Genomic DNA, 25,154 nt, shown 5'->3' on the forward strand with positions numbered 1-25,154 from the left:
CCTGAGGGCGCTTGAGCATCCACCGCAACGACACCGGCGTAAAATGATCATTCCCCATGCATCAGATGAACTTGTTTCATCCATTGGCCGCCGCCTGCCACCGTTGACGGCATTGCGCGCGTTTGAGGCTGCAGCCCGGCACCTCAGCTTCAAGCACGCCGCCGCAGAGCTGTCACTGACCGCGACTGCCATCAGCCACCAGATCCGTCAGCTGGAGGATCATCTGGGCGTCCAGCTGTTCGTGCGTGGTACTCGCCGGGTGGACCTCACGCCGGCGGGCCAGAGCCTGTTCCCGGCGCTACGTGAAAGCTTCGATACCATGGCGCGCGCCGTGCAGGCCGTTCGGCCGAGTAAGAAGCCCCGCACTGTCGTGCTGAGTACGACCATGGCGTTCGGTTCGCGCTGGTTGCTGCCGCGCCTCGCGCGATTCGCGTCGCTGAGGCCAGACATCACCCTTTACCTTCACACCAGCGACCAGCCGGTCGATCTGCATAGCGGCGTTGCCCAGTTGGCCGTCCGCTATGGGCCTGGGCACTATCACGGGCTCAACTCAGCACCGTTGCTGCCTTCTCACTTTACCCCGGTGTGCGCGCCAGGCCTTGGCGTCCATCAACTGAAAGATCTCGAGCGGGTCCCGTTAATCGGCTTCGACTGGTTTCGCCGCGATGCGACGACGCCGGACTGGCCGCTATGGTTTGAGCGCGCCCGGCGCGCAGCGATACCAAGGCAGCTTCAGTTTTCCGATGAAGTCCACGCCATCCAGGCTGCCATGGCTGGCCAAGGTATCGCCCTGGTCAATCAGACGCTGGTGGCGGACGTGTTAGCCGCCGGAATGCTGTGCCAACCCTTCGGCCCCACGCTCACGGGTCATCCCTTTCATCTCGTTTGGCCGGAGGCGTGCGACCTCGATCCCGTGATCTCAGACGTCCGCCATTGGTTACGGGATGAAGCCGCAGGTGCCGCGCAGCCAAGGTAACAAAGCCGAGAGTTGCGATAGCGGCTACGTGGTGGATATAAGCGTGAAGAACCCACTTGCGCCTTCCCTCCGCTGACCACCGGCCTCTACAAAGGCATCACAACCTCCTCACCAACCTACGCCTTGCCGGGGGGCATACGGCTATGCCGGCATTTGGTCAGACGGCAGGACTTATGCGAGGTGATGCGCGGCCATGTCCCACAAAGTGTCGTCCGGTGATTCGATCTACGCACGGTTCCGCCGCATCATCATCACCTTCTACCTCGTGCTTGTGGCGTTGGTGGTATGGCGGTTCGTAGATCAGTGGGAGGGCTACTGGAACGCCCATCAGGCGCACACCGAGTTTGCGGCGCTGCAGGCTGCGCTGCGCACGATGGCGGATGTCTCCGCCGAACGCGGCCCCGCCTTCGCCGTGCTCAACAACGGCGTCACGGTTTCAAGTGACCAATTAGCCGCGCTGAAAAAGGCGCGTCAGGCAACAGATGCCCACTTTGCCGAACTCGACGCGGCATTGCGTCAATCGGAATGCAAAGGATGCGCCGCGCTGATACAGCCGCTGTCCCAGGCGAAGTCTGATCTTGCGCTGGCAAGACGGGAGGTCGATTCGATCGGACAACGTCTGCGCGACGAGAACGCGTATGCCAGTTCGCTGCATGCGTTCGACCATCTGGTCAGCATCGTCCCGCAGCTATCGTCCATCGCGGATACCACTGCCATGGGTGTCATCAGGGAAAATGCCGATGTGCAAAGTTACCTTTTGGCTGCGCGCCTGGCTGCCCTGCTGCGCGAACAGGCGGGCCTGCTGAGCTTTCATCTGGTGCGCGCGCTGGAGTATCAACGAGCCCTGACCGATGACGAGTCGTTCGATGTCGGGCGAACACTGGGCAGCATTGAGCAGTTGCGGATCCTGCTTGGCCCGAGCGTTCATGGCCTTCCGCCCCAGCTCAAGAACGATTTCGACGAGGTCGACCGACGCTACTTCGGCGACGGTATCGCCTATATCGAACAGGTCAGGGAAAACGCAAAACGTCCTGGCGGAGCCGCTACGACGGCCACTCAGCTACTGGACCACTACAACCCGAGTCTTGCCCCCATCGGCCGCTTCCGTGAGGACGCCTTAGGGCTGGCAGAACAAGTCATTGTTGAGAGCCTTCGCTGGCATCTGATGCTGTTGCTGGGCGCCGGCCTGTTCGCCGCGGCACTCACCGCCTTGTTGATGCTGATGATCTGGCGCTTCCGGGACAAGATCATCCGCCCCTTTGTGGAGGCAAGGAAAACCATTCTCGCTATCGCCTCCGGTAACCTCTCGGTCGCCATTCCGCAGACAGGCTATATCGGCGAAATCAAAGACCTCTTCGGCGCACTGGCTGTGCTCAAGGCGAATGATGCCGAGCGGCTGAAGCTTGAGAGGGAGCGCAAGCGTCTGATCGGCGAGCTCAAAGTGATGGCGGAAACCGACCCACTCACGGGCTTGCTCAACCGGCGTGCCTTTGAGAGCCGGTCACGGGTCATGCTGAGAGACAAGCGCGGTGGTGAGCCATTCCTCGCGCTGATCATGCTGGATATCGATTTCTTCAAGCGCATCAATGACACCTACGGCCACGACAGCGGCGATCGCGCCCTGGTGGGCCTTGCCAAGGTATGCCGCGATACCGTGCGGATCGACGACATCGTCGCTCGCTTCGGCGGCGAGGAATTCGTGGTCCTGCTTCGCGTGACCCAGCCGTCTCAGGCCATCGAGCTGGCAGAGCGGTTATGGCAGGCGCTTGGCCAGGAAAAGATCACCGCCACCGACGGCACGGTGTTCGGCTTCACCGTCAGTCTTGGCGTCGCCCTTGCGCGACGCGCCGACTCGCCAGCCATCGCGGACTTATTGCAGCGCGCCGACGCCCTGCTCTATCAGGCCAAATCCAACGGACGTGACCGCATCGAAGCGGAAACTGTCGCGTGACGCTTCAGTCCTCGGGTCCACGAGGCGTTTCGAGGTTCAGCACCGCGGCGAGCAGCGGCCAACGCTGCAAAGCGGCGGTGCGCACTTGTTGCGCCTGGCAATCGTAGTAGCGCGCAGGATCCATGCTACCGACGTACTGCGCGTACGTGTCGATATCGCTGGGCATCAGCCTGGTGTGCCCGTTGCGCTCCGCGGTCATGGCTTGCCCTCTATCCAGACGTTATCCGGTGTGTGGATCACGTAGCCTTCCGGCGTTTTCATGGTAACGGTGTTTTCGTTCTCGCCCACCAGACGCGTCTGCGGCAGGTCGGTGGCGTATTGATCCGGCGCAGGCGCGCCCTCCCGGAACGGACTGTTTGCCACCAGTCCGGACAGAAGCTGCGCAAGCGCCAGATAACTGCTGGGGGCATCGATGACCACGCTGTGCCCGGCTTGGTTGGCAGGGGTTGGCAGGCCGATCAGCTTGACGCCTACCGGCACATTGACGATGCGTGGCGTGGGTATTTCACGCAGGCCCGACACCTGCCCGGCATCGCCGCGCAACGCAGCGCCATGCTCGGGCACAAAGACCAGCACGGCCTTGCGGCCGGAATGCTGGATCAACAGGATGAGACGATCGATATCGTCCAGCATCGTCTTCAGACGAACGGGATACGACTGCTGGCTGGTGAGATTGCTATTGGGCAGGCGATTGCCATCGTGCATGGTCACCGTGTTGTAGTAGAGCGCCACCGGACGGGCTTCGCCGTTGAGGCGCGATTGGTACCACCGGGCCAGCACATCGTAATCACTGATCAGAGGTGAGCCGTCGAAGGCCCGCATCGCTGGCGGCAATCCTTCATTCGATATCGGCTGCAAGCCTGCCGGGCCGATCTCGCGCTCTATCACGCCGCGGAAGTTGTCGAAGCGCCCATCGTGGTTCATCAGAAACTGGACGTCATAGCCAGCCGCCGCCAGATCGGAGAACAGGTGGCAGTCTTGCGGTGCCTGGCTATAAAGGTCTTTGTGGGCTTGCTGCCCGCAGGAGGCACGCAGCAGGCGAATCGCGGCCGGTCCGCTGTAACTGGCGGCGCTGCTGAAGTTCTTGAAGATGTAGTCGAACCGGCTGAACAACGGATTGTCACGCATGTTGACCACATCCAGGTCGTCCCACGACAGCGAACAGATGTGGATGATGATGATGTCAAACTGCGCGCTGGGGATCGCGCTCATCGGAAAAAAGGCGACGTGGCGATTCTTCTCGTTGAGGTGAAAAGCGGCGAGCTGATCGTCGTAGCTACCGGTCGTGGCGTTGGCATTGGCGTTGGCGTTTGCTGCCGCCTCATCGCTGCCCGTACCGGTTGCGTACTGCTGACCACCTGCCGACTTGGCGATCAGTGCCCCCATGCTTTGCCATAGCGGGAACACGATCAAGGCAAGCAGCACCAGCGTGGTAACCCGTATCCATCGATTGACGACAACGTAAATCAGTATGGCGGCGATGGGCACATAGATCATGGCGGGCTTGAACACCCGCCGGGCCAGCTCCATCAGGTAAGTCGGCGAAAAGCCGGCCAACCCCGATAGCTGCGTCAGCACGTAGCCGATGGGCGGCAAACTCGACTCGCGATACATCAGCGCAAAAGCCACCACCAAGGCAAGCACCTGCCGTGTGGTGGACTGCCACCGGCGAGAAAGCGGCACCAGCAGCGCCAAAGCAAACAGCAGGTTGAGCCACCAGATCGGCTTGAGGACGTCGATGGAGGCCAGGTAGATCTTGGCGATGAAGTAAAGATTCCAGAGTCCCATGGCTTATCCCATTAACCCCTCTGGCTCGGCCGGCGGAGGAATACCGACCCGATGCCTTCCAGGCAGGCGTCGAGGAGCCGCAGCACACCCTGTATGCCCATTTCGATCACCTCGACAAAGCTTTGCAGCGGCGAGTCCGGCACCAGCTGCTCTTCCCAACGAACCCACGCATCGGCGCGGCCAAACGTGCACTGGATCAGCTGGGTCTCTTTCTCGTGTGACCACTCCTCGAACTTGAGGCCCAGGTGCACGCCGTTGCATCGCGCGACGACGGCGGAAAAGTAGTAATCCAGCTCCCCGCGCGACAGCGCGACACCGATCGCCTCGCCGCGCTCCAATGGCATCGCCTCCGGCAGCACGATGGCGAGTCCGCCGGTGGAATAGTCCTGCGTGTGGCAGGCCATCGTTTTGCCATTCGACAAGATAAGGGTGGCCGGCACACGCAGGGGAACGTGATGGGAAACGCGCACCTGCCGGGTCTCTTTGGCGACACCGACCGCCGCACCAAGCATGGCGACATTGAACAACGCCCACACCATATTCATCAGTACGGTGATGGGTTCGTCGCGCTCAACGGTGAAGATACGCACGACACCCGCCACCAGCGCCACGAGATTGATGGCAAGCAGCCAGACGTAGGGTTTGGAGGTACCCCAGTCCAGGTACTCCTGCTCGATCAGGCCGCCCTTGGCCGTGACGTTGAACTTGCCCTTCTTCGGGTTGATAAAGGCCACCGTGGTGGGAAGCACCGTGTACCACGCCAACACCGACTCGTAGACCTCGGCCCAGAATGAGTGGCGGTACTGCCCCTGGATGCGCGAATTGGCGAGGCCGGAGATGAACAGATACGGCAACACGTACGCCATCACCGCCAGCGCATCCGCGTTGAACACATGCAGGCCGAAGAACAGGAAGGCGCTCGGCATCAGAATGAAGATCAGACGCGGAATGCCGTAAAAGAAATGCAGCATAGCGTTGCTGTAGCAGATGCGCTGGAAGAACTTGAGCCCTTTGCCGAACAGCGGCGTATCGATGCGGAAGATCTGCGCCATGCCGCGCGCCCAGCGGATACGCTGGCCGATATGCCCCGACAGGCTTTCGGTCGCCAGACCCGCGGCCTGCACGATGCGCAGATAGGCCGTGCGATAGCCGCGACGATGGATCTTCAACGAGGTATGTGCGTCTTCAGTGACCGTTTCCACAGCGATGCCACCAACCTCTTCCAACGGCACGCGGCAAATCACCGCGCACGAACCGCAGAAGAAGGTGGCGTTCCAGAAATCATTGCCGTCCTGGATCAAGCCGTAGAACAGGCTGCCTTCGTTGGGAATGCGCAGAAAGGTGTCGAAGTTGCGCTCGAACGGATCGGGCGAGAAAAAGTGATGCGGCGTCTGCACGATCGCGCATTTCGGATCGACGGTGAATTCGCCCATCGTGGTCTGCAGAAACGAACGCGTCGGTATGTGATCGCAGTCGAAGATGGCAATGAAATCGCCACTGGTCAGCTTGAGCGCGTTGTTGATGTTGCCGGCCTTGGCGAAGTGATGTTCCTCGCGGGCGATGTAACCCACCCCCACTTGCTCGGCGAAGTGCTGAAACTCCTCACGCGAACCGTCATCGAGCAGATACACACGTAGCTTGTCCCGCGGCCAGTCCATGCTCTTGGCCGCAAGCACCGTGGGGCTGACCACGGACATGGGCTCGTTGTAGGTGGGAATGTAGACATCTACCGTGGGCCAGCTCTCCGGGTCGTCCGGCAAAGCTGCGGGTTGACGGTTGAGTGGCCACGCTGTCTGCATGTAGCCGAAGAACAGTACGATCCATGTGTAGATCTCGGCCATGAACAGCAGATAGCCGAAGACAGCTTCGATGGGGCTGGCGAAGTTGAGCGTCTGCGTAACGCGCCACCACATGTAGCGCCCTGTCATGAGGATGGACAGCGACACCATCAGCATGGTCGGCCAGCGCCCGGGTATGAACCGCGTCACCAGCATGACCGCGGCGACCACGATGAAGAGCCGGAACTGTTCGGACAGTTGCAACGGCGTCGTCCAGAAGGCGGCGCCGACGGCAAACGCCATCAGCAGAATCACTACCTTCAGATAGGGCAAACGATCCAGCACAGCCGACCAGCGCGCGATATGTTCCCCAACCCCACTCCAGGGAATGCTGGGCAACCGGGCGGACACACGATGTCCCGCTTTGCTGACCACGCCGTGGACTGGCTGCAACCAGGCACTGATCCGCCCCAGCAACAGGGAGCCACGACGCTCTCCACGATGGTGGCGAACGCTGCGCAAGTTGGCCGCCAGCCGCACCCGGCGGCGCGGCGGCCGGAAAAACAGGTGTTTGATCCATGTGCCGATACTGGCGTCGGCATTGACATCCAGTTCGCTGCGCAGGCGCCGTTCCATACCCTGGAACCAGTGCAATACCCAGTCACGTTGCCCCTCGCGAGGTGGACGGAACACCAGTCGTAACGCCCAAAGGCTTCCGCTGTCGCCGGGCTCGACGCCCAGCTGTCGGGCCAGTAGCTGTTTGGCGCGATCTTTCAGACGCACAGGGGCGGCTCCGCTCACGTCGTGCCTCCCGCTGCCGATTCGGCCCGCCGGGATGCGTCATGCACCCAATGAGAGAGCCACGACGCCAGGCCCTGCATGTCGTGCGCTGCCTGCGAATGCGGTGCGCTCCGGCAGAAATTCTCGTTGCGGGCCAATGCTTCGGGAATACCTGTATCCGCGTGAACGCGATAGGACAACAGCGCTGCCCCCAGTGTGTCGCGCAGCAACACCAGGATGTCTGTATGCAGTTGCGACGCTGGCGATATCGCGTTGGCGACATACACGCTGGTCTTGCCCATGGCGCGCAGTTCATGCCGCAGACGCTGAAGCGTTGCCGCCGCCTGCACTTGCGGCGGCAGCACCACCAGCACGAGATCGGCCGCATGGATGGCCTGCGTCGCATGAATCGATGGCCAGGCTGCGGTATCCACCAGAGTGATGCCGGGCTCAGGAAGATCCACTTGTGCCAGCAGATCACGCAACCATAAAGGATGGTTGTGCAACGTGGCCGCGATGGCGGCAGCCTGCGCTGCATCGGGCTCCCTGGCGTCATCGCGTGCACTGCCCCATGGCAGCCAGAGCACGCCGTCTTCGCTTTGCAACGCGGCGTGGCTCCACCCGTCACCTGGCGATAGCAGCTGCGTCACCAGTCCTTGCCGGGCTGGCTCGCGCAATCCCACATGAAGCGAGAGCACGTTGCGCGGGTCGCACTCCACCGCGAGCACAGGATGCCTGCGCGCCATCAGCAGACCGGCAAGCTCGGCAGTAAGCGTGGTGCGCCCCGCGCCTCCCGCCGGGGCGATGATGGCGATGGTCTTCATGCCTTTTCCCTCACGCCTCCATCCTGACGTTTGCCAAGGATGACCAGTCCTTCCACGCTTGGCGGCAACTTCACCGTCCGGCGCCGCAAGAGGGAACGCCAGCGAGGCAGCCAATAACCGAGCCGCAGGCGCCACGCCAGCCACCAGAGCGGTGCCGCCAACATCAGTCCCCAAATGAAATAGCCGAAGAACGGCGTCGTCATGGCCCTGTCCTTCGTGCTTTGAGCGGCACCGATGCGGCACGCGGCGTACGTATCGTGGCGGCAGTTGCAGGCCCCGGCGCCGCCGCATCCGGTGTGCCCCAGATCGGAAGCGTTGCGGTTTTCAGGCCACCGTCTGTGTCCGATGCCGCCTCCGGTTCTTTGGGCAGCGTCGTCGAGAGCATGGGCGCGGCCGTCTCGACCAGTCCGGTGTAATCCGGTGCGGGCAGTTCGGCGATGGTTTTCTCAAGTGCATCGAGCAGCGAGAAGATCGTTTCGCGGTCGCCGCAACGCAGTTCGCCGCGGAATAGCTCCGCCGGCGATCGTTCAAACGCCCGCTCCATCGCCTTGCCGACGTCATCGACGTGGCAGGCAAAGAAAAACAGATAAATACTGTCGCCACTCGCCGTGCAAAGATCGCCCGTGCGGCGCATATGGCAGGCATTCAAGGCATCGATAGCAGCCACGTCCAGCCCTAGCGGGAGTTGCAGCAGTACGTTCGGCATGCGCACCGTACGGCTACGCTCCACCGCTTCGCGTACCAGCGACACGAAGCGCGGCGCGGGCACATAGCCGGTAGTCGAGTCGCGCATGGCAGCAGCCAGCGAGGCGTGGTAGTCGTCCGGCACGGGACGCGAGAACAGCTGCCCCTGCACGCTTCCCACGATGACTTCGACTTGCGCAAACGGTGTGTGGCGCGGAATCACGGCGTTGGCGCCCAGCGTCAGCAGCACCAGCTCATAGCGAATGCTGATGTTGTCCTCGCGCACGAGAATCTTCAGTGCCTTGCCACACTGGCGGCGAAGGTAATTGACCTGCTTGGCCAGCGTGGCGAGGTTGACGTTGATGCCGTAGTGCAGGATCACAGTGGCCGCGACGGCATGGCTGGCCGCGCCCACCAGCACTTCGTTGTCGGACAGCACTTGCCACGACTTGGGTACGGAGCGCTCGTTGGCGATGGCATCCTGTGCCACCATCACCGACGACTCATCGGGGGCCAGCATGCCAATGCCTGCGTCACGGCCCTTCTCGGGGTCGATGACGGCAACCAGCCGGTGCCCCTCGGCAGAGAAGCGCAAAGGAATCGATTGCACGGCCGTAAGTGCGCCGCGGTTGTCGCGCCAGAACGCGACTTCCCAACGGTATTCGCCTTGCTCGTGCACCAGCTGCGCGGCGCCGGCGAACTGAATCTGAAAGTCGGTCAGCGGAAGGAAACCTTCGTGCTGATCCACCAGCGGCGGCAGCATCACCATGAGTACGGTGTGGCGCGTCTGCTCACACCACTGTGCCAACGCAGCGCCCTGCCGGATCAATTTGGAGCGGTCATCCCATGCGAAACATGCCGCAACGCCCTCGACCAGAAACTGAGATGCCGGCGACGCACATTGCTCGGACAACGCTTTGAGCGCCTCCATCAGCACATCGCAGCCATCTCGATTCGCCGACAGACGCAGGCTGCAGACATTGGAGCGCGGATGCACGGCACCGGGCTGGTCGATATCCAGGCCATGCTGGCGCAGCGCTTGCGCGATGTCCTGTGGCGCTCGCGTCGACAGCACGGTGACCGGCGTCAGCAACGCCGTGGCTGCTGTTTTCCAGAACAGCGCATCGCGCGCCGGTGAGCGGCTCGCATAGGCCGCGTAAACGCGCCCGGTGGCGAGCCCGGCGAGTGACGGCGGCAACCCATCGATGGCGAGCGACTGGTTCAGGCGCAGCCGGGCACGGGATACCGGACCCTGCGGCTGTTCAGTAGCTGATGATGAAGGGTTGGCCACGGTGATCGTCCCAGGTAAGCATCGGCAGGTCAGTAGGTGGAGTACGGCTGAACCGGATTGGGCGGGTACGGCACCGGCATTCGCTGCCGATCGAAGAAATAACGCAGGTACAGCGTGCCAAGGTTGGGGGCGTAATCGTGTGAACGGTCGAGCTTGAAGCGCGTACCCGCGACCCAGTGCGGCGTGAGGCGGTACTCCAGCGCGGCGGCTACGGTGTAACTGAAACCACCGCCCCTGCCACTGCCGAAGATGGGCGATCCGAGATCGGCTGCCGCCATGCGAACCGCTGCCGCCTTTTGCAGGTCAGGCCGCGTGGGAAAGAACGGCGCGTCGTCTTCGTGGGTAGAAGATCGGCCTACCCCCGCCTCCAGCTCCCACGACAAGCGCCGGTACCGACCGGCCCAATCCAAAGGAATGCTCACCGACAGATACCGCTGCGGGCTGTAATAGCCACCGTTGCCAAAGGTGTAAAAGTGCTGGTTGTTGTCGTAACGCCAGTAGTTGATGACCAGGCCGCTGGTAAAGCGTTGGTCGGTACCTCTGACGATGGGCCAGTCGATACCCGTGCGCACCTTGAAGTCGTGATTGGTCTCTGTGTTCTTTCCGGTAAGCGCGCCATAACCGACGGAGGCGAACAGCGTGGTGCGCCCCACGTCCTGTGCGCCGCGCACGCTGAAACCGCTGCGCACCACCCCGCCCCAGCTCTCGCCGGTGACGGGATCCCGCGCGCCCGCATACGACACCAGGCTGCTGGTGACCGGGCGGCGCGACACGTCCAGCGAAAACGACGAACTGTAGAAGTCGTGCCGGTATTGAAAGCCACCCAGCACCTGGGTGGCGGTGAACCCCAACGGCGTCGTACCGATGTCGGCACGCCAACTGTTGCTTGCGCCGCTGAATTCGTAGCCTGCCGCCAGCGCCACGCCGCGGTCGCTCTGGTCGACAGGATGCAAGCCAGCATTGCCAAGCGCCGCAATCTTGCCGAACTTGTAGGCTGGATCGAACTGGTCGGCGGGAAGCTCGCCCGCGCGCAGCAGCACCGTATCGGCGTGAAAGAAGTAGTGCCCGGTGTAGCCATCAGGAATGCGCAGATAGACCGGAATCTCGGTCGCATCCAGACGCGACATGCCGCTGCTGCCCGATTCGTTGGACTGCAGCACACCCGTCGCCACCTGACCCTGACGCCGATCTTCCAGGCCTTGCAGCGCACGCCCGGCGGATGTGAGGCCATCTTCCGCGCTGGGCAGTTCGCCTTCGCCCTGCTCCTGCGCGAGCGCCGAGCCATAGAGCTGCGCGGCGCCGTTGAAATCGCCCTGCGCCTGCGCCACTCGCCCGAACTGCAAGGTGACATCCGAACGATCGGGATACGTCTGCCGCAGCGGATCGACCACCGCCTGCGCCTGCTCGTTGCGGCCCAGCGCGGTGTAGCGGCGCGCGATGGACAAGCGCGTGTCCACATCGTCGGCGGCGGTATCCGCGAGTACCTCGTTCACTGTTGCTTCCGCGGCTTGTCGCTGCCCCAGATGGGCCTGCATGCGCGCGATGGTCAGTCGCGCGTCGGCATCGCCGGGATGCGTAGCCAGCACCGCGCGTGCGGAAGCTTCCGCGCCGCGGTAGTCGCCTTGCGCTTCGCGCAGATCCGCTTGCGCGAGCAGCCAGCGGCGATCGGCCTTGCCGGCGTCAGGCACCGCATCAAGCGTGCGCTGCGCTCCCTTGAGATCCCCGGCACTGATCTGTCGTCCCACGTTGCGCAGGGACAGCCGCAATAACTGATCGTCGAACTGCGCCTGCTGTTCGGCAGTAACACCGGGGCGCGCACGCGCATCGGCAAGCCAGGCGGCCAACGCGTCATCCCGGTTGGCGGATGCAAGCAATTCGCCATAGCGCAAGCGAACGCTGATCGCCGGGTCATCCGGATGTGCGTCGAGCCAGTCACGCACGAGCTTGAGACCTTTATCCGGCTCGCCCAGAGCAATCCACTCGCGCCCTACCGTGGCGAGCATCTGAGGATCATCGCGCACGTCCGCCGCAACTGCGTCGAGACGCGCCTGCGCCTCCTGTTTGCGCCCTTGCGCCGCCAGCTGCCTCACGTCGCGCAGATCGCGCTGCGCTTTGAGGTTGCGTGCGAGCTCTCGCATGCCCTCGGAACGCTGAGCCTCGGGCACCGCCGCGAGCACGGTGCTGGCCGTGTCGACGTCATCCAGTGAATTGAAATACAGCGCGCTGGCGTAACGCATATCTGGCGACGGCGCGGCCTTCAACCCGTCATCCATGACGGAGCGCCCCAAGGTGGGCAGGCCGAGATCCCGATACTGGCGCGCCAGCGTGTAGCGCAACCAGGCGTCCTGCGGGGTGAGGCGCACGGCCTGCTCCAGTTTGAGCACGGCCGGGCCACGCTGGCCGTTGGCGAGCAACTGATCCGCTTCTATGGACAGCAGCTGCGCGCGCAGCTTGACCATGGCGTCGCTGTTGCCGGTGTAACGCTGTTCGGCGTGCGCTATGAGCGGCGTGAGCTCTTCCGTGCGGTGTGTTTCGATAAACACCTTGGCGAGTAGTTGCAAGGCATCCACATCCGGCTGCGGCGACTCCACCATGGGGCGCAGCACGGCTTCGGCCTGCGGCCATTTACTTTGCGCGATCAGCGAAACCGCCAACAGTTTTTTGGCATCGGGTTGATCAGGTTGCTGTCGCAGCGCTTCCCGCGCCAACGCCTCGCCCTGTTCGGGGTGTCCTTGCGCATTGGCGGCGCGCGCCTTGGCCAGCGTGCCCCAGAATGTCGCCGTGGCCATCAAGCCACGCCATTTGCCGGCATTGTCGGGGTCGAGCTTCAAGGCGCGCGCAAAAAGATCGCGTGCTTCGTCGTGCCGCCCTTCGCGCAACAAAGCGAGTCCCTGTGCGCCCAACGCCGCGCCTTGGCGGGCGGCGGGCGATGACGGAGTAGATGTACTGACCGTGTTTGACTCCACGCCTTTAGGTGGTGCGACATAGTTGGCGCCACCCTTCTTTGCCAATGCCGCCAGCGCATCCCTGGCACTGGTGTCGTCGGGCACTTCCTTCAGATAACGCTGATACCAGATGTAGTACGCGGGATCGCTGCGGCCAGCACTGTTGAGCGCACGCCGCCACAAATCCAATGCCTGGCTGCGGTTGCCATCGGGCCGCTGGTAGACGCGATAAATGATCTGCAAACCTTCGATACGCGTGTCGTTGCGATCGGTCAGCAGATCAGCCAGCGTCAGGGCCAGACCGAGATCATTGGGGTCCTGCGCCGTGCGACGGCGCAGCTCCGTCAGGGCACGATCGCGCCCGCCGGTCGAACTGGCCATGACGCGGTAGTAATCCTGCGCCAGCGATCCGCTGGGCGCACCGTGTGGAAACAACGTCTGCATTTGTTGCCACGCCTCGTCCGACTTGCCGCTGCGCGCCAGCAAGCGCGCCTGCGCCAACGCCATTCTGTCCGTGGTGGCGAGGCGATAGGCATCGGCCAGTTGCAGCGTCGCCGGATGATTCGGATACAGGCGCTGCATCTGCTGCAACACTTTGCCGGCTTCGACGGGCTGGTTCGAACTCAATTCAATCTGCCCCATCAGAGCCAGCGCGTCGGGCTGCGTGGGATCGATACGCAACGCCTTCTGCACGATGACGCGGGCCATATCCGGGCGATTCTTGGCTTGCCACATGCGCGCTGAGTTCAGCAGCTCCGTCATCGCTGCGTTGGGTGCCGCAGGTACCGTCTGCGCCCATGACATGGCGGGCGCACTGCTGACCAGGAGCAGCGCGGCGATGGGAATACAGCCGAGGGTCAGTGCGCGGCAGGACACGTCGAGGTCCATGCGGGAACCACCGCGCCGCTCTGGTCGAAGCGATATAGCCCGTCTAAATAGCCCAGGCCAAACAGAGCCAGCACCTGACTGTAGTAACCCAGGGCTTCTTTCTGGGCCAGCGCACGCGCGCGTTGCACCTGCGCCTGCGCCAGCTCCGGCCGGCCCAGTGCAGCAAGAAAAGGCGCCACCGCCGCGGAAAAGCCAGCATTGCCGGCGTTGCTTTCAGCGATGCCCGTTTGCGTATCGACGCGCTCAGGCGGGTAGCCATGCGCCGCCACAAAATCCGCCAGCGGCTTGAATGGCCCCAACGCAGACATGCGTGAGGACGCATCCGGCGCCAACGTGCCCGCCCACAGATAGACGCGAATGGCGTTGTACGCGCTCTCCGCCTTGGTCGCCTGGTCGGGCAGAAAACCTTTGTCACGCTGGTAGATCACCCAATCAGGCGAAAAACCGTGTGGCGCGGTCTCGATCACCAGCCGCTGCGAGGTGCCAAGCACAGCGTTCCATTCCGCCTGCTCAGGCAACGCATGGGCGAGGTGTTGCATGACCTGGAGCGGCACGTAACTGGGATTGAGCCGCCAGGTGTCTTCCTTCGGATGAAAGCCCACCGGCCCTGGCAGCACGGTGCGTCCCAGCCCCGGCAGCATGGCGGTTTCTTTGTCGATGATGGTGCGCGCCAACACCGTGCCAAGCGCGGTATAGCTGCGCTCTTGCCACAGGCGGCCCGCTTCGAGGAGCGTGTAAGCGATCCACAGATCTGCATCGGATGCGGCGTTGGTATCGAGCACGCCCCACGTCGCGGTGCCTTTGCTGTCGAGGCGTCCCCACTGCCACGCCGGCAGATGTCTGGTGAGGTCACCCTGAGCGAGATTGTTCTGTGTCCAGTTCAGCACCTTGTCGAACGTCGGGCGATCGTTGGCTACCAGCGCGAAGAACAACGCATAGGCCTGCCCCTCGGAAACGGTGACCTGCTGAGGCGAGCTGCTGTCGATCACCCGCCCGTCGGCACTCAGCATGCTCTGCTTGAAGTGCACCCAATCAGGCCACGCGCACGTGCTCGCGGCCACGCTGCCGGACACCAGCATGGCCAGCCCGATCAGCCATATGCGCCACAACGGTGCGAGTGTGCCTCGCATGCCTCACCTTTCAAGCCGGCGCGCAGCAAGCCGCCCCAGTGCCCAGAACACGCTCAGCGCTACAAAGAGGCCCGCAAGGATCCCCGCAAAAGCGATGAGCGAGGGGTACTTTGAGATGTGCACCCATAGCCATGCGTACCACGGCAAACGGCCGACGTAGTACTTGTCTCCCACCGACAGGGGTGTGACCAGGGTCTGCCGAATCACCGTGAGATCGCCGCGTACCTGTCCGATCCGCGCATCGTCATCGAGCACATCGAGCACATCACCGAGCTGGTCCGATGCATTGGCGGCAAGCGCCACCACGCTCTTGCCCCTGGTGTAAGGCGACTCGAATCCAATCAACGCAGCGGTGGGGCCATTCACATCCATCGCCGCGCGCCCGGTTCCGCTGCCTTGCGGCCGGCGCTGTGCGCTTACTGGTTGCCGCAATATCAATTGGTTCTGGTTCTGCGCGATCAGCATGGGCAGCCCCTTGCCCCACTTGGCCAGCAGCGCTTCCCCGCTGTGCGTGCCGATGACAAGCAGATCGCGATCGCGCACTGTCTCCACATTGCTGGCAGGCACCATCGACACGCGCAAGGCGGGCAACCCGCTCCATCGCCCCATCTGCCCAAGCAGGGTGAGCACGGCCTCCTGTTCATGCGCGTCGGGCTTGTCCGGGATCACCATCGCCGTTTCGGAAAGATCCGCCATGCGGGTAAACGGAAATCCGCTGTTGGCGAAATAAGCCAGGTTAGGCATGGCGGTGTAGTGCACGAACTGGCTGAAATCGATGGTGGAATCCGGATCGATGGCAGCGCGCGCGCTATCGGTGACGGCTGAAACACACAACCCGGTCCGCTGCGAATCCAGATGAAACTGGAACTGGAACTGATTGGTGCCGCCAATGTTCAACGACGGTACGCGAATCTCTTCTTCGCCACGCGCCTCCGATCCTGTCAGCAGGGGCACGTTGAATTGCCGGTCGCCACTTGATCCACTGACCGGCCTCAGGCGCACCGAGCGAAGCAGCTGATCGTTGACGCCTACGTTGAGCACCGAGTCGTTGTAAGTAGATGGCGCGGTGTAGCGGTAGCGCACATTGAGCGGAACGCTATGACGCGCCCATGCAAACAGATCGGGCGGCAAATGCATGTCCACGCGAATGGCCGGCGGATTGAAGCCTGAGGCCTGCAATTGCTGCGGTTGGGTGACCAGATCCTTGAACTTCATCGGCCGGTCCACCGGCGCCCAGTTGGGCGCGTCGTAAGGCCGGCGCTCACGCCCCATGTCCACGGCGTTGATGATGGCTACATTGCCGGACATCCCTGCCTGGCCAAGCACCAGCGCGTCGACCGCCAACTGCAGCTCTTTGGCATCGCGTCCGGCGATCACCAGCAGTTTGCGCCCTGACTCCGGTGGGCTCGCCGGATTGGCCAGCACCATCACGGTGGGGCCTTTGATTTCACCCAGTTTGACCCCTGCAGGGAGCGCGTCCGGCGTCGCCAGGGCAATGGCATGCGTATTCGCAGGTGGCGTGCGCACGACAGGAAAGCGCGCGCCACGATAACCGGCCAGCGCGCCAAGCCATGACGACACCACGCCGGCCGCGCGCAGCGTCGATATATCCGACTGCGCCGGCAGCACAAAGGGGACGGTGACGCGACGGTTGTCACGCCGATCGAAGAAAGGTGCCGGCAACAGCGCCAGGTTGTCAGGCAGGCCCAGACCGGTGGTGCTCAGACTGAGCGTGGTATCCGGGCTGATATCCGCCCACAGCGAGGAGTGGTAAGGGTCTTCGCAATGATCGAGCGTGTAATGCGCAATCATCTGCACGCCGATGCGGTTGAAATCGGTGAACAGCCGCGGGTCGATATCGATGGTCCGCGTAACGGTCTGTCCGGCCAGTTCCTTTTCCATCGGCAAGGTGGCAATCACTTCGCCGTTGATATCCACCTTCAGGTGCGACAGCGACTCGATCAACGACGGCGAATAGGTGAAGACAAGCTTGAGCTTGGCACCGGTCACCACCTCGTCGTTGCGGACAGCCACGTTCATCACACCGGTGGGGTCGAGGCCGCGCAGTTTCATGGGGCCATACGAGCCCAGCTGCTTCAATGTGATCTCGCGCGTCTCCGTCGGCAGGCCATGCGGCGATGCGGTGACATCACTCGCAGTCTGAGGCTGTGCGGCAGATGCGGCTGTCGCCGGGAGAACCGTGTTGTTGGAGGCTGTCTTGCGGGCGGCGTCATCGGCAGCGAGCGCGCCTGCACTCATGGCCACCCAACACCCCAAGAGCAGGGAGCCCAAACAAATCTGAGGAGATAGCCGCATGGAGTGTCGCCTTGGGTCAGAGATGACATGTCACTGACTGGCCAAACCGATTTGCCAACTCTGGGTTTCGCATCCGTGCCTCATGGTTGCAGCGCGCGCCAACCTCGCCAGCCGCGCCCCGCACTGCCTGGCCAACGCAGCTCATGCGATGACGCATATCCAGGTGCCATCACGGCAATGCGCCCAGGTCATGGCGGCCTTCCGCCACATCGTGGCAACACTGCGGTGACGACGGCCAGCGCCATGCATCAACTTGCCGAGTCTGTCCCTTTGCGTGAGACGATTAAAAAACCGGCATAAAAGAAACGTGAACAGTGCGCCGCGCACGGTTTCGGCACGCGCCAGCGCGCGATCGGTCTGTCACCAGAGCATCGTGTCCCCTGGAGGGGATGGACAAATCGCAGGAAGCTGCCCGGCGGCGATTCAGATATAGCTACGAGCGTTGGCGTTCGCGAGCGCGCGCTGGATCAGGGGAAAATGCATCCTTGCTGGCGCGCGTTCCTGGCGATAGCGGCGAGCCAGCCCGTCAACAACGCCCTGGATACTTCCGCCCACGCTGGCCGCATGGCGGTTGACCGCTGAGTTGAGCGCACGCAAGTCCCAGCTATCGAGATCATTGGCGGGTTGCGCAGTAAGCCGGACGGCAAGTTTCTCGACCAGCGAGCCCACGCGCGGCGTGACCCACTGCATCAACAAGGTCACCACCTCGCTCGCCTCCCGGTTAAGCGGCGACATACGTACCGCATTGTCTGCGCCATCGTTCGCGCTGAGCAGCCACTTGTGTTTGTGGATCTCCAACCATCCCAGCGGATCACAGAATACGACCGGCGCCATCGGCGCTGCCGCAAGCGCGTACAGGCGCTGCGCGCAATGCTCGCTCGCGTAGCACACGTCTGCATCGAGACCGGGAGCCTTGGGCAGCGCACGGAACGTGTAGAACGAATGGCCTCGCAGGATGGCGGAGCCACAGCAACATACGAACATGCCATCGGCCGGCGCCGCGTTATGGCCTACCGGCGTCACCGCATAGTTGGAAAGAAGTGCTCGTTTGGCGTCGTCGCCGCGCCCGATGCGAAGTGACATGGACCCACTCCCGCAATGCCTGAAAAATCACCCGCGCATCATGGGACGCAGCGTGATGGCAGTCTTTGGGAGCATTCTGAAAAGACACGAAAGCGTGCTACGTGTACGCAACGTGTTCACACACAGACGTCTGAACAGGAAACGCCTGTGCCGCGAGAAACCACTAGATGGTGCTGGTTTTTCCACCATCCATGGGAATGACTGCACCCGTCACATAGCTGGCGAGCGGCGATGCCAGAAAGACCGCGACGTGTGCGATCTCCTCCGGTTCTGCCATGCGCCCCATCGGTATTTCCGCCAGCTGCTGGGCGAGCAGTTCGTCGACCGGGCGGCCACTGGCACGCGACGCTGCCTGCAGCCCTTCCTGCACTCGCCCCGTATGCGTCATGCCGGGATTGATCACATTCACGCGCACGCCTTTGGCCGCATAGGCGTTGGCATAACCTACTGACGCCAACATCAGTGCAGCGTTGGCAGCACCGCCGCCAATATGCAGCGGATTGGCCTGCCGGCCGCCCTGCCCGACCACGTTGACGATGCTGCCGTGACCGCGCGCGGCCATATGGCGAATCACCGGTTCGATCATGTGCATGTAGGTGAAGTATTTGGCTTGCATGGCGGCGTGCATGGCATCGGCATGCAGCTCGGCCACCGGCGTCCGCTTGGCGGCGCCTGCGCAATTGACCAGCACTTCGATGGGGCCGAATTCGTTCTCGACGTAATCGGTGACCATTTGCGCGGCAACGCTTTCGCGCAGATCAGCCGCAGTCACATCCATATGCAGGCCGGCCTGCTGCAGCTCGTGCTGCGCCGCGTGCAAATGGCCCAGGTCACGCGACACGCCCACCACTTTCGCGCCTTCACGCGCAAAGGCAGCGGCGCACGCCAGACCTATGCCCTTGCTGGCACCCGTGATGACAACGACACGTCCGGTGAGACCGGCATCCATGGCTCGCTTCCTCTGCGGTTCTGAGCGTCATTGAACCACGACCGTTCTTGCCGGGGTGATGCCTGTCACCCGCAATGGCTGATGAGCGGCTCTGCCCCGGCATGACCCCGCCGAAGACCATGGTCCGCACGATCCGGATCGCGGCCTGGCCCGGACGTCGTTCAGCTTTATAGGCCATCAGTCACATTGCGATTTTCCGCCCGAGCTATTGACGGCCTCGATTATGGTGTTATAGTTCACTACAACACCGGTCCACGAGGTCACTAAAGGAGACCCGCCATGAAAGCGAATAACCTGCTAGCACTGACCGCCGCCGCCCTGTTCACCACAGTCGGCCTGGCCGCCATCCACACCAACGTCACCAGTCTCCCTGCCGCTGAGATCAACGGCGTCAAGGTCATCGACCTGGCCCCGGTGGTGGTTCGCCCGACGGCTGAAGACATGCGCGCCGCCGCCCTGCTGGCCGACGCCAGCGTCGCCGCCATCACGGCCGCCCCTCTGCTGAGCGCCGACGCAACACCTGCCACCACGGTGCTCGGTGCTCAGTTGGCCATGCCCTACTATTCGTTTGGCACCAAGTTCGGCCGCATCAGCAGCAAGGAATAACCGTATGACCATTACCTGGAACGACAGCGTCCCGATTTATCGTCAGCTCCGCGAACGCGTGGTGGCGATGATTCTGGACGGCGCCTTGAACGAGGGCGACCCGCTGCCGTCAGTACGCCAGGTAGCCGCAGACTTTCAGATCAATCCGCTGACGGTCTCCAAGGCGTACCAGGAACTGGTCGACGATCAACTGGTGGAAAAAAGGAGGGGGTTGGGCATGTTCGTCATTGATGGAGCCAGGGAGGCACTGCTCAAGTCCGAGCGCGAGCGCTTCCTGCGGGAGGAGTGGCCCGCGCTCTACGCCAGGCTGCAGCGCCTCGGGTTGGATCTGAAGACGCTGTTGCGCGAAGCACCAGACAATGCGCCAGGCCATGGGGAGAGCCAGCCATGAACGCGGTCGTGACTGCCAGCAGCCTCACCAAGCGCTACAAGAATGCCTTGGCACTGGACGATGTGAGTTTTCGCATCGAATCCGGCCGCATCGTGGGCCTGATTGGTCCCAACGGCGCCGGCAAGACCACGGCACTGAAGGCCATTCTCGGCCTCACCGATTTCAAGGGCGAGCTGAATGTGCTGGGCTTCGACCCACGCACCCAGCGCGACCGGCTGATGGAACAGGTGTGCTTTATCGCCGACGTGGCCGTGCTGCCGCGGTGGATCCGGGTGAGCGAGGCGATCGACTTCGTCGCCAACGTGCATCCGCGCTTCAACCGCGCCAAATGCGAGGCCTTTCTGGCGCGCACCAAGCTCAAGCCCAATCAGCGCGTGAAGCAGATGTCCAAGGGCATGATCGTGCAGTTGCACCTGGCACTGGTCATGGCCATCGACGCCCGCCTGCTGGTGTTGGACGAGCCCACGCTGGGTCTGGACATTCTCTATCGCAAGCAGTTCTACCAGAGCCTGCTGGAGGACTACTTCGACGAGAACAAGACCATCATCGTCACCACGCACCAGGTGGAAGAGATCGAACACATCCTCACCGACCTGATGTTTATCCGCGACGGCAAAATCGTGCTGGATACGGACATGGACGCCGTGGGCGAGCGTTTCGCCGAAGTGATGGTAAGCGCCGACAAGGCCGATGCGGCCCGCAAGATGCAGCCACTGGATGAGCGCCAGGTGTTCGGCAAGAGCATCTTCCTGTTTGACGGCGCCGACCGCTCCACCCTGGAGAGCATGGGCGAGGTACGCCGCCCCACCGTCAGTGACCTGTTTGTTGCCACCATGAAGGGAACCTACGCATGAAAACCTTCTACTGGCTGTTGAAACGCGAATTCTGGGAGCATCGCGGCGGCTTTCTGTGGGCGCCGGTGGTTACCGGTTCGGTATTCCTCGTGCTCAACCTGATGGCGATCATCACGGCCGAAGTGCTGGGGGCCAAACACGGAATCGAAATCGGCGGCAATGATGTACGCATGATGCTGCAGCACGCCGACCGGGGTGATATGGCGCAGATCGGCTCTGCGCTGGACATGGCCATGATCTCGTCGATGAGCCTTATCGGCATCGTCATGGGTATCGTCGTGCTGTTCTACTGCCTCGGCGCGTTGTACGACGATCGCCGCGACCGCAGCGTGCTGTTCTGGAAATCGCTGCCGGTGTCCAACACCAGCACGGTATTGTCCAAGGTGACCAGCGCCGCGCTCGTGGCTCCGGTGATCGCCGTCGTCGCCAGCATTGCGTGCGGTCTGCTGCAACTGGTGATCTACGCCGTCGTACTGTCGTTCCACGGCGTGAATGTGTGGCAGCTGCTCACGCTGGCGCATCCGCTTCAGGCCATTGGTTCGCTGCTCAGCAATATTCCGCTGTACGCCTTGTGGGCCATGCCCGCGATCGGCTGGCTGATGCTGTGCTCGTCCGGTGCCCGCACCAAGCCCTTCCTGTGGGCGGTGGCGGTACCGGTGGTGGCCGGCCTGCTGGTGACGTGGTTTGGCATCATGGGTCTGTTCAATCTGCCTCCGGCGTGGTTCTGGACGCACATCGTGCAGCGCGCCCTGCTCAGTGTGTTCCCGGGCTCGAGCCTCATCTTCAATGACCACGACGTCACCGCCATGGCCGACATGGATGGCAACAACCCACTGGGCTTGCTGGCCCCGTCGCACACCTACGGCCTGCTGGCCAGCCCCAACCTGTGGCTGGGTGTGGTGGCAGGCGCAGGCTTGATTGCCGCGGCCATCTGGTTCCGCCGGGTTCGCGACGACGGCTGATCGCCTTGCCTCGCCTGCAATGTCCGCACGGATGCGGCTTGCAGGCGAGGCGACCTTTCAGGCGCTTGCAGCCATGAAGTTGAAGGCTCCTGGACCTGCCGTTGCAACTGGTCTCTCTTTTCCATCAAGGAATCCAACCATGAGCCATCGTTACCTGCCCTGCGTACTCGCCCTGGCGATGCTTACCGCATGCAGTGGCGGTACCGGCAGCGATGTCCAGGTATTCGGCAGCAGCACCGATACGATCAACCGTCACATCACGCTGCACAACGGCAGCGTGACCATCAAGGCAGAGGGTGTACCCGATGCGACGGTGGATGCCGCTGGTCAGCTGAGCATCAACGGGCAGAAGGTGCAGGAAACGGACGCGCAGCGGGCACTGCTTAAGCGCTACAGCGCCTCCGCCCAGGCCATGCACGATCACGCCATTGCCACCGGCAAGGCTGGCGTAGATACCGCAGCCGAAGCGGTAAGTGCCGCGGCCAGCAAGATGATAGGCAGCGACAGCGCGGAACAAACCCGCGCGAAGGCGGAAGCCGCAGCCGACAACGTGAAACAGGCTGCGGCGAAGATCTGCGACGACATGGCCGACATGAAGTCCGCGCAGGACGAGCTAGCGACACAGATGGATGCGTTCAAGCCCTACAGCGCAGCGCTGGACGACGCCAACATCACCAAATGCCGCAAGAGCACCAGCAAACATTGACCAGGGCCAGCGCCAGGCGGTGATGGCGTCAACCGCCACCACCGCCTCCGCCGTGGATGCCCCCGCGCGTCAGCGTCATCGGATCCAATAGTTTTTGCAGCTCGGCTTTCGACAAGCCCGTAGTTTCCAGGGCTACATCGAGGATCGGGCGTTTTTCCTTATACGCCTGCTTGGCCGTCGCCGCACCCTTCTCGTAACCAATCACCGGATTGAGCGCAGTGACGAGAATCGGATTCTTGTCCAGCGCCTCTTTCACCCGCGCCGTGTTGACCTTGAAGCCGGCAATCGCCTTGTCGGCAAGCAGCACGCTGACGTTGGAAAGAATGCCGATGGACTGCAGCAGGTTGTGGGCAATCAGCGGCAACATCACGTTGAGCTGGAAGTTGCCTGACTGCCCCGCGATGGTGATGGCTGCATCGTTGCCGATCACTTGCGCCGCCACCATGGCGGTGGCTTCGGGAATGACGGGATTCACCTTACCCGGCATGATCGACGAACCCGGCTGCAGCGCCGGCAGTTCGATTTCGCCCAGCCCCGCCAGCGGACCGGAATTCATCCAGCGCAGGTCATTGGCAATCTTCATCAACGCCACGGCCAGTGCTTTGAGCTGACCGGACAACTCCACCGCCGCATCCTGTCCGGCCATGCCTTCGAAATAGTTGTCGGCCGCGTCGAAGCGCACACCGGTGAGCTTTTTCAGTTCGCGTGGCACCGTCGCACCAAACTTGGGGTCGGCATTGATGCCAGTACCTACGGCTGTGCCACCCAGTGGCAGGCGGCGCATGCGCTTGAGGCTGTCTTCAATGCGCTCGATAGCGGTACCGATCTGCGCGGCCCAACCGGACAGCTCCTGCCCGAACGTCACCGGCATGGCATCCATCAAGTGCGTGCGCCCGGTTTTGGGCACGCTGCGCAGTTCACGCGCACGGCGATCGATGGTGCGCTTGAGATGCCTGAGTGCCGGCAGCAACTGCTCGGACGTGGTGAGCGTGGCGCTCACATGAATAGCGGTGGGAATCACGTCATTGGAGCTTTGCCCGTAATTGACGTGATCGTTGGGGTGAATCTTGCCGCCCCCGCGATTGGCCAGATGCGCAATCACCTCGTTGGCATTCATGTTGGTGCTGGTGCCCGAGCCGGTCTGAAACACATCGATGGGAAACTGGTCGTCGTACTCGCCCTCGGCCACGGACAACGCCGCCTTGCGGATGGCGTGCGCCTGATTCTTCTTCAGGTGGCCAAGCAGGAAATTGGCATCGGCTGCGGCGGCCTTGATCAGGCCTAGTGCGCGTATGAAAGCGCGCGGCAGATGCATGCCGGAGATGGGGAAATTGTCGACGGCGCGCTGCGTCTGGGCGCCATAGAGGGCTTTGGACGGCACTTTCAGTTCACCCATGCTGTCGTGTTCGATGCGGAACTGGCTCATGTCCTGGCGAATCCTTGGGTGGAGGGTCGGCACTATAGGTCGGGGCGCGTTAGGGCGCCGCCAAGGGTGCCCGCCTCTACTCCCTCTCCCCTCCGGGGAGAGGGTTGGGGTGAGGGGTGGGTGCTCGCGGCACGGTTGACTCCCCTCACAGTCATCCCGGCGCAGGCCGGGATCCAGTAGCGATATGGCTTGGTTTTAGCGATATCGCGACCTGGCTCGCCTGCGGCGGGCTTCCGACCTCCTGCCGGAGGCCGGGTCACTTTTCTTTGCTTGCTCAAAGAAAAGTAACCAAAAGAAAGAGCACCCCGCTTGGCGCTTGCCGGGCTGGCAGCCCGGCAAGTCCGTGAGGGTTGGCCGGGCTTTTCGACAGGGCATCCTGCCCTGACGAAAAGGGATCGGCATCCATGCCGATCCCCCTGCGGGCCTGATCGTCCAACCCTCACCGCCGCACAGGGGCCCCGCAGATCAAAAGCATCAGGCTCGTGCCGCTGGCGCGGCACATCGCATCGCCTCGTATCGCGTGCTTTTTTCTGTAGTGGCGCGCTTGTGCGCGACCCGCCGACGAGGCGGCAACGATGTGACGCTGCGGTCGCGCACGAGGGCGCTCCTACAGGAAAACCATGGGCACGGAAAAACCACGGCCGCTGCTTCTGGCGCGCAGCGCGCGCTGCTCTGGCTCTAGCTTTCGCTCTTGACCTTCGGGCCCCTATGGCGCGGCGGGCGGGTGGAGGAATAGCCCGAAGGGTGGCCGGCATGGATGCCGGCCAGTTTTTCGACAGGACAGGGATGTCCTGTCGAAAAACCCCGTAACCCGCCCGCGAACCTT

19 protein-coding genes are annotated in these 25,154 nt (G+C 62.7%); 7 read left to right on the forward strand and 12 right to left on the reverse strand.

The features are described 5' to 3' along the window. Positions 1-43: 43 nt before the first annotated feature. Both OQE56_RS17495 and OQE56_RS17500 read left to right on the forward strand, forming a co-directional pair. Positions 44-976 (forward strand): LysR substrate-binding domain-containing protein, encoded by a 933-nt coding sequence (locus OQE56_RS17495; protein ID WP_323748597.1) that lies wholly within the window; start codon positions 44-46, stop codon positions 974-976. A 412-nt stretch (positions 977-1,388) separates the two neighbouring features. Further along, positions 1,389-2,927 carry a GGDEF domain-containing protein gene (locus OQE56_RS17500; RefSeq protein ID WP_267225961.1) on the forward strand — a complete coding sequence of 513 codons (1,539 nt, stop codon included), beginning with the start codon at positions 1,389-1,391 and terminating at the stop codon, positions 2,925-2,927. 4 nt (positions 2,928-2,931) lie between these two features. Here OQE56_RS17500 and bcsR read toward each other — a convergent pair whose 3' ends face one another. The 11 genes from bcsR to OQE56_RS17555 all read right to left on the reverse strand — a co-directional run bounded on the left by bcsR (position 2,932) and on the right by OQE56_RS17555 (position 19,383). After that, a complete protein-coding gene (gene bcsR / locus OQE56_RS17505) occupies positions 2,932-3,126 on the reverse strand; it encodes a BcsR/BcsP family cellulose biosynthesis protein (RefSeq protein WP_267225962.1) in 195 nt (64 codons plus the stop codon). Beyond that, complete coding sequence (gene bcsG / locus OQE56_RS17510) at positions 3,123-4,715, reverse strand: cellulose biosynthesis protein BcsG (RefSeq protein WP_267225963.1); 1,593 nt, start codon at positions 4,713-4,715, stop codon at positions 3,123-3,125. The genes bcsR and bcsG overlap by 4 nt, the downstream gene beginning before the upstream one ends. Before the next feature lie 11 nt (positions 4,716-4,726). Next, complete coding sequence (bcsA, locus tag OQE56_RS17515; RefSeq protein WP_267225965.1) at positions 4,727-7,294, reverse strand: UDP-forming cellulose synthase catalytic subunit; 2,568 nt, start codon at positions 7,292-7,294, stop codon at positions 4,727-4,729. Beyond that, entirely contained in the window at positions 7,291-8,097 is an 807-nt protein-coding gene (gene bcsQ, locus OQE56_RS17520; RefSeq protein ID WP_267225966.1) for a cellulose biosynthesis protein BcsQ, read from the reverse strand. The genes bcsA and bcsQ overlap by 4 nt, the downstream gene beginning before the upstream one ends. After that, entirely contained in the window at positions 8,094-8,300 is a 207-nt protein-coding gene (locus tag OQE56_RS17525; protein ID WP_267225967.1) for a hypothetical protein, read from the reverse strand. Before OQE56_RS17525 ends, bcsQ begins: the two co-directional genes overlap by 4 nt. After that, positions 8,297-10,072 (reverse strand): cellulose biosynthesis protein BcsE, encoded by a 1,776-nt coding sequence (gene bcsE / locus OQE56_RS17530; RefSeq protein WP_267225970.1) that lies wholly within the window; start codon positions 10,070-10,072, stop codon positions 8,297-8,299. The genes OQE56_RS17525 and bcsE overlap by 4 nt, the downstream gene beginning before the upstream one ends. 29 nt (positions 10,073-10,101) lie before the next feature. Further along, positions 10,102-13,905 (reverse strand): cellulose synthase subunit BcsC-related outer membrane protein, encoded by a 3,804-nt coding sequence (locus OQE56_RS17535; RefSeq protein ID WP_267225971.1) that lies wholly within the window; start codon positions 13,903-13,905, stop codon positions 10,102-10,104. Beyond that, positions 13,875-15,035 carry a cellulose synthase complex periplasmic endoglucanase BcsZ gene (gene bcsZ / locus OQE56_RS17540; RefSeq protein ID WP_267225972.1) on the reverse strand — a complete coding sequence of 387 codons (1,161 nt, stop codon included), beginning with the start codon at positions 15,033-15,035 and terminating at the stop codon, positions 13,875-13,877. The genes OQE56_RS17535 and bcsZ overlap by 31 nt, the downstream gene beginning before the upstream one ends. A 3-nt stretch (positions 15,036-15,038) precedes the next feature. After that, on the reverse strand, positions 15,039-17,294 hold the full coding sequence (bcsB, locus tag OQE56_RS17545) for a cellulose biosynthesis cyclic di-GMP-binding regulatory protein BcsB (RefSeq protein ID WP_267225973.1): 2,256 nt from the start codon (positions 17,292-17,294) through the stop codon (positions 15,039-15,041). 480 nt (positions 17,295-17,774) lie between these two features. After that, positions 17,775-18,434 (reverse strand): hypothetical protein, encoded by a 660-nt coding sequence (locus OQE56_RS17550; RefSeq protein WP_267225974.1) that lies wholly within the window; start codon positions 18,432-18,434, stop codon positions 17,775-17,777. A 163-nt stretch (positions 18,435-18,597) separates the two neighbouring features. Then, positions 18,598-19,383 (reverse strand): SDR family oxidoreductase, encoded by a 786-nt coding sequence (locus OQE56_RS17555; RefSeq protein ID WP_267225975.1) that lies wholly within the window; start codon positions 19,381-19,383, stop codon positions 18,598-18,600. Positions 19,384-19,662: 279 nt separating this feature from the next. Between OQE56_RS17555 and OQE56_RS17560 the strand changes: the two genes are divergently transcribed. From OQE56_RS17560 to OQE56_RS17580, 5 genes are all read left to right on the forward strand, one after another. Then, positions 19,663-19,989, forward strand: coding sequence for a hypothetical protein (locus OQE56_RS17560; RefSeq protein ID WP_267225976.1), 327 nt, complete (start codon positions 19,663-19,665; stop codon positions 19,987-19,989). A 4-nt stretch (positions 19,990-19,993) separates the two neighbouring features. Further along, complete coding sequence (locus OQE56_RS17565) at positions 19,994-20,380, forward strand: GntR family transcriptional regulator (RefSeq protein ID WP_267225979.1); 387 nt, start codon at positions 19,994-19,996, stop codon at positions 20,378-20,380. Continuing rightward, the gene (locus OQE56_RS17570) at positions 20,377-21,234 is read left to right on the forward strand and encodes an ABC transporter ATP-binding protein (RefSeq protein ID WP_267225980.1); all 858 of its coding nucleotides are present in this window, start codon (positions 20,377-20,379) and stop codon (positions 21,232-21,234) included. Before OQE56_RS17565 ends, OQE56_RS17570 begins: the two co-directional genes overlap by 4 nt. Further along, positions 21,231-22,196, forward strand: a complete 966-nt coding sequence (locus tag OQE56_RS17575; protein WP_267225982.1) for a hypothetical protein — start codon at positions 21,231-21,233, stop codon at positions 22,194-22,196. The genes OQE56_RS17570 and OQE56_RS17575 overlap by 4 nt, the downstream gene beginning before the upstream one ends. Positions 22,197-22,335: 139 nt before the next feature. Beyond that, a complete protein-coding gene (locus OQE56_RS17580) occupies positions 22,336-22,902 on the forward strand; it encodes a DUF2884 family protein (protein ID WP_267225983.1) in 567 nt (188 codons plus the stop codon). 28 nt (positions 22,903-22,930) lie between these two features. Here the strand turns inward: OQE56_RS17580 and OQE56_RS17585 are convergent, their stop codons facing one another. Beyond that, the gene (locus OQE56_RS17585; protein ID WP_267225984.1) at positions 22,931-24,328 is read right to left on the reverse strand and encodes a class II fumarate hydratase; all 1,398 of its coding nucleotides are present in this window, start codon (positions 24,326-24,328) and stop codon (positions 22,931-22,933) included. Positions 24,329-25,154 lie beyond the last annotated feature (826 nt).

The sequence above is a fragment of the Dyella silvae genome (assembly GCF_026421305.1).
GTDB lineage: Bacteria > Pseudomonadota > Gammaproteobacteria > Xanthomonadales > Rhodanobacteraceae > Dyella > Dyella silvae.

Coding starts and splice junctions, on each gene's coding strand:
- OQE56_RS17495 (WP_323748597.1), top strand. CDS start 44: ATGATCATTCCCCATGCATCAGATGAACTTGTTTCATCCATTGGCCGC.
- bcsR (WP_267225962.1), bottom strand. CDS start 3,126: ATGACCGCGGAGCGCAACGGGCACACCAGGCTGATGCCCAGCGATATC.
- bcsG (WP_267225963.1), bottom strand. CDS start 4,715: ATGGGACTCTGGAATCTTTACTTCATCGCCAAGATCTACCTGGCCTCC.
- bcsQ (WP_267225966.1), bottom strand. CDS start 8,097: ATGAAGACCATCGCCATCATCGCCCCGGCGGGAGGCGCGGGGCGCACC.
- OQE56_RS17525 (WP_267225967.1), bottom strand. CDS start 8,300: ATGACGACGCCGTTCTTCGGCTATTTCATTTGGGGACTGATGTTGGCG.
- OQE56_RS17535 (WP_267225971.1), bottom strand. CDS start 13,905: ATGGACCTCGACGTGTCCTGCCGCGCACTGACCCTCGGCTGTATTCCC.
- bcsZ (WP_267225972.1), bottom strand. CDS start 15,035: ATGCGAGGCACACTCGCACCGTTGTGGCGCATATGGCTGATCGGGCTG.
- bcsB (WP_267225973.1), bottom strand. CDS start 17,294: ATGAGTGCAGGCGCGCTCGCTGCCGATGACGCCGCCCGCAAGACAGCC.
- OQE56_RS17550 (WP_267225974.1), bottom strand. CDS start 18,434: ATGTCACTTCGCATCGGGCGCGGCGACGACGCCAAACGAGCACTTCTT.
- OQE56_RS17555 (WP_267225975.1), bottom strand. CDS start 19,383: ATGGATGCCGGTCTCACCGGACGTGTCGTTGTCATCACGGGTGCCAGC.
- OQE56_RS17560 (WP_267225976.1), top strand. CDS start 19,663: ATGAAAGCGAATAACCTGCTAGCACTGACCGCCGCCGCCCTGTTCACC.
- OQE56_RS17565 (WP_267225979.1), top strand. CDS start 19,994: ATGACCATTACCTGGAACGACAGCGTCCCGATTTATCGTCAGCTCCGC.
- OQE56_RS17570 (WP_267225980.1), top strand. CDS start 20,377: ATGAACGCGGTCGTGACTGCCAGCAGCCTCACCAAGCGCTACAAGAAT.
- OQE56_RS17575 (WP_267225982.1), top strand. CDS start 21,231: ATGAAAACCTTCTACTGGCTGTTGAAACGCGAATTCTGGGAGCATCGC.
- OQE56_RS17580 (WP_267225983.1), top strand. CDS start 22,336: ATGAGCCATCGTTACCTGCCCTGCGTACTCGCCCTGGCGATGCTTACC.
- OQE56_RS17585 (WP_267225984.1), bottom strand. CDS start 24,328: ATGAGCCAGTTCCGCATCGAACACGACAGCATGGGTGAACTGAAAGTG.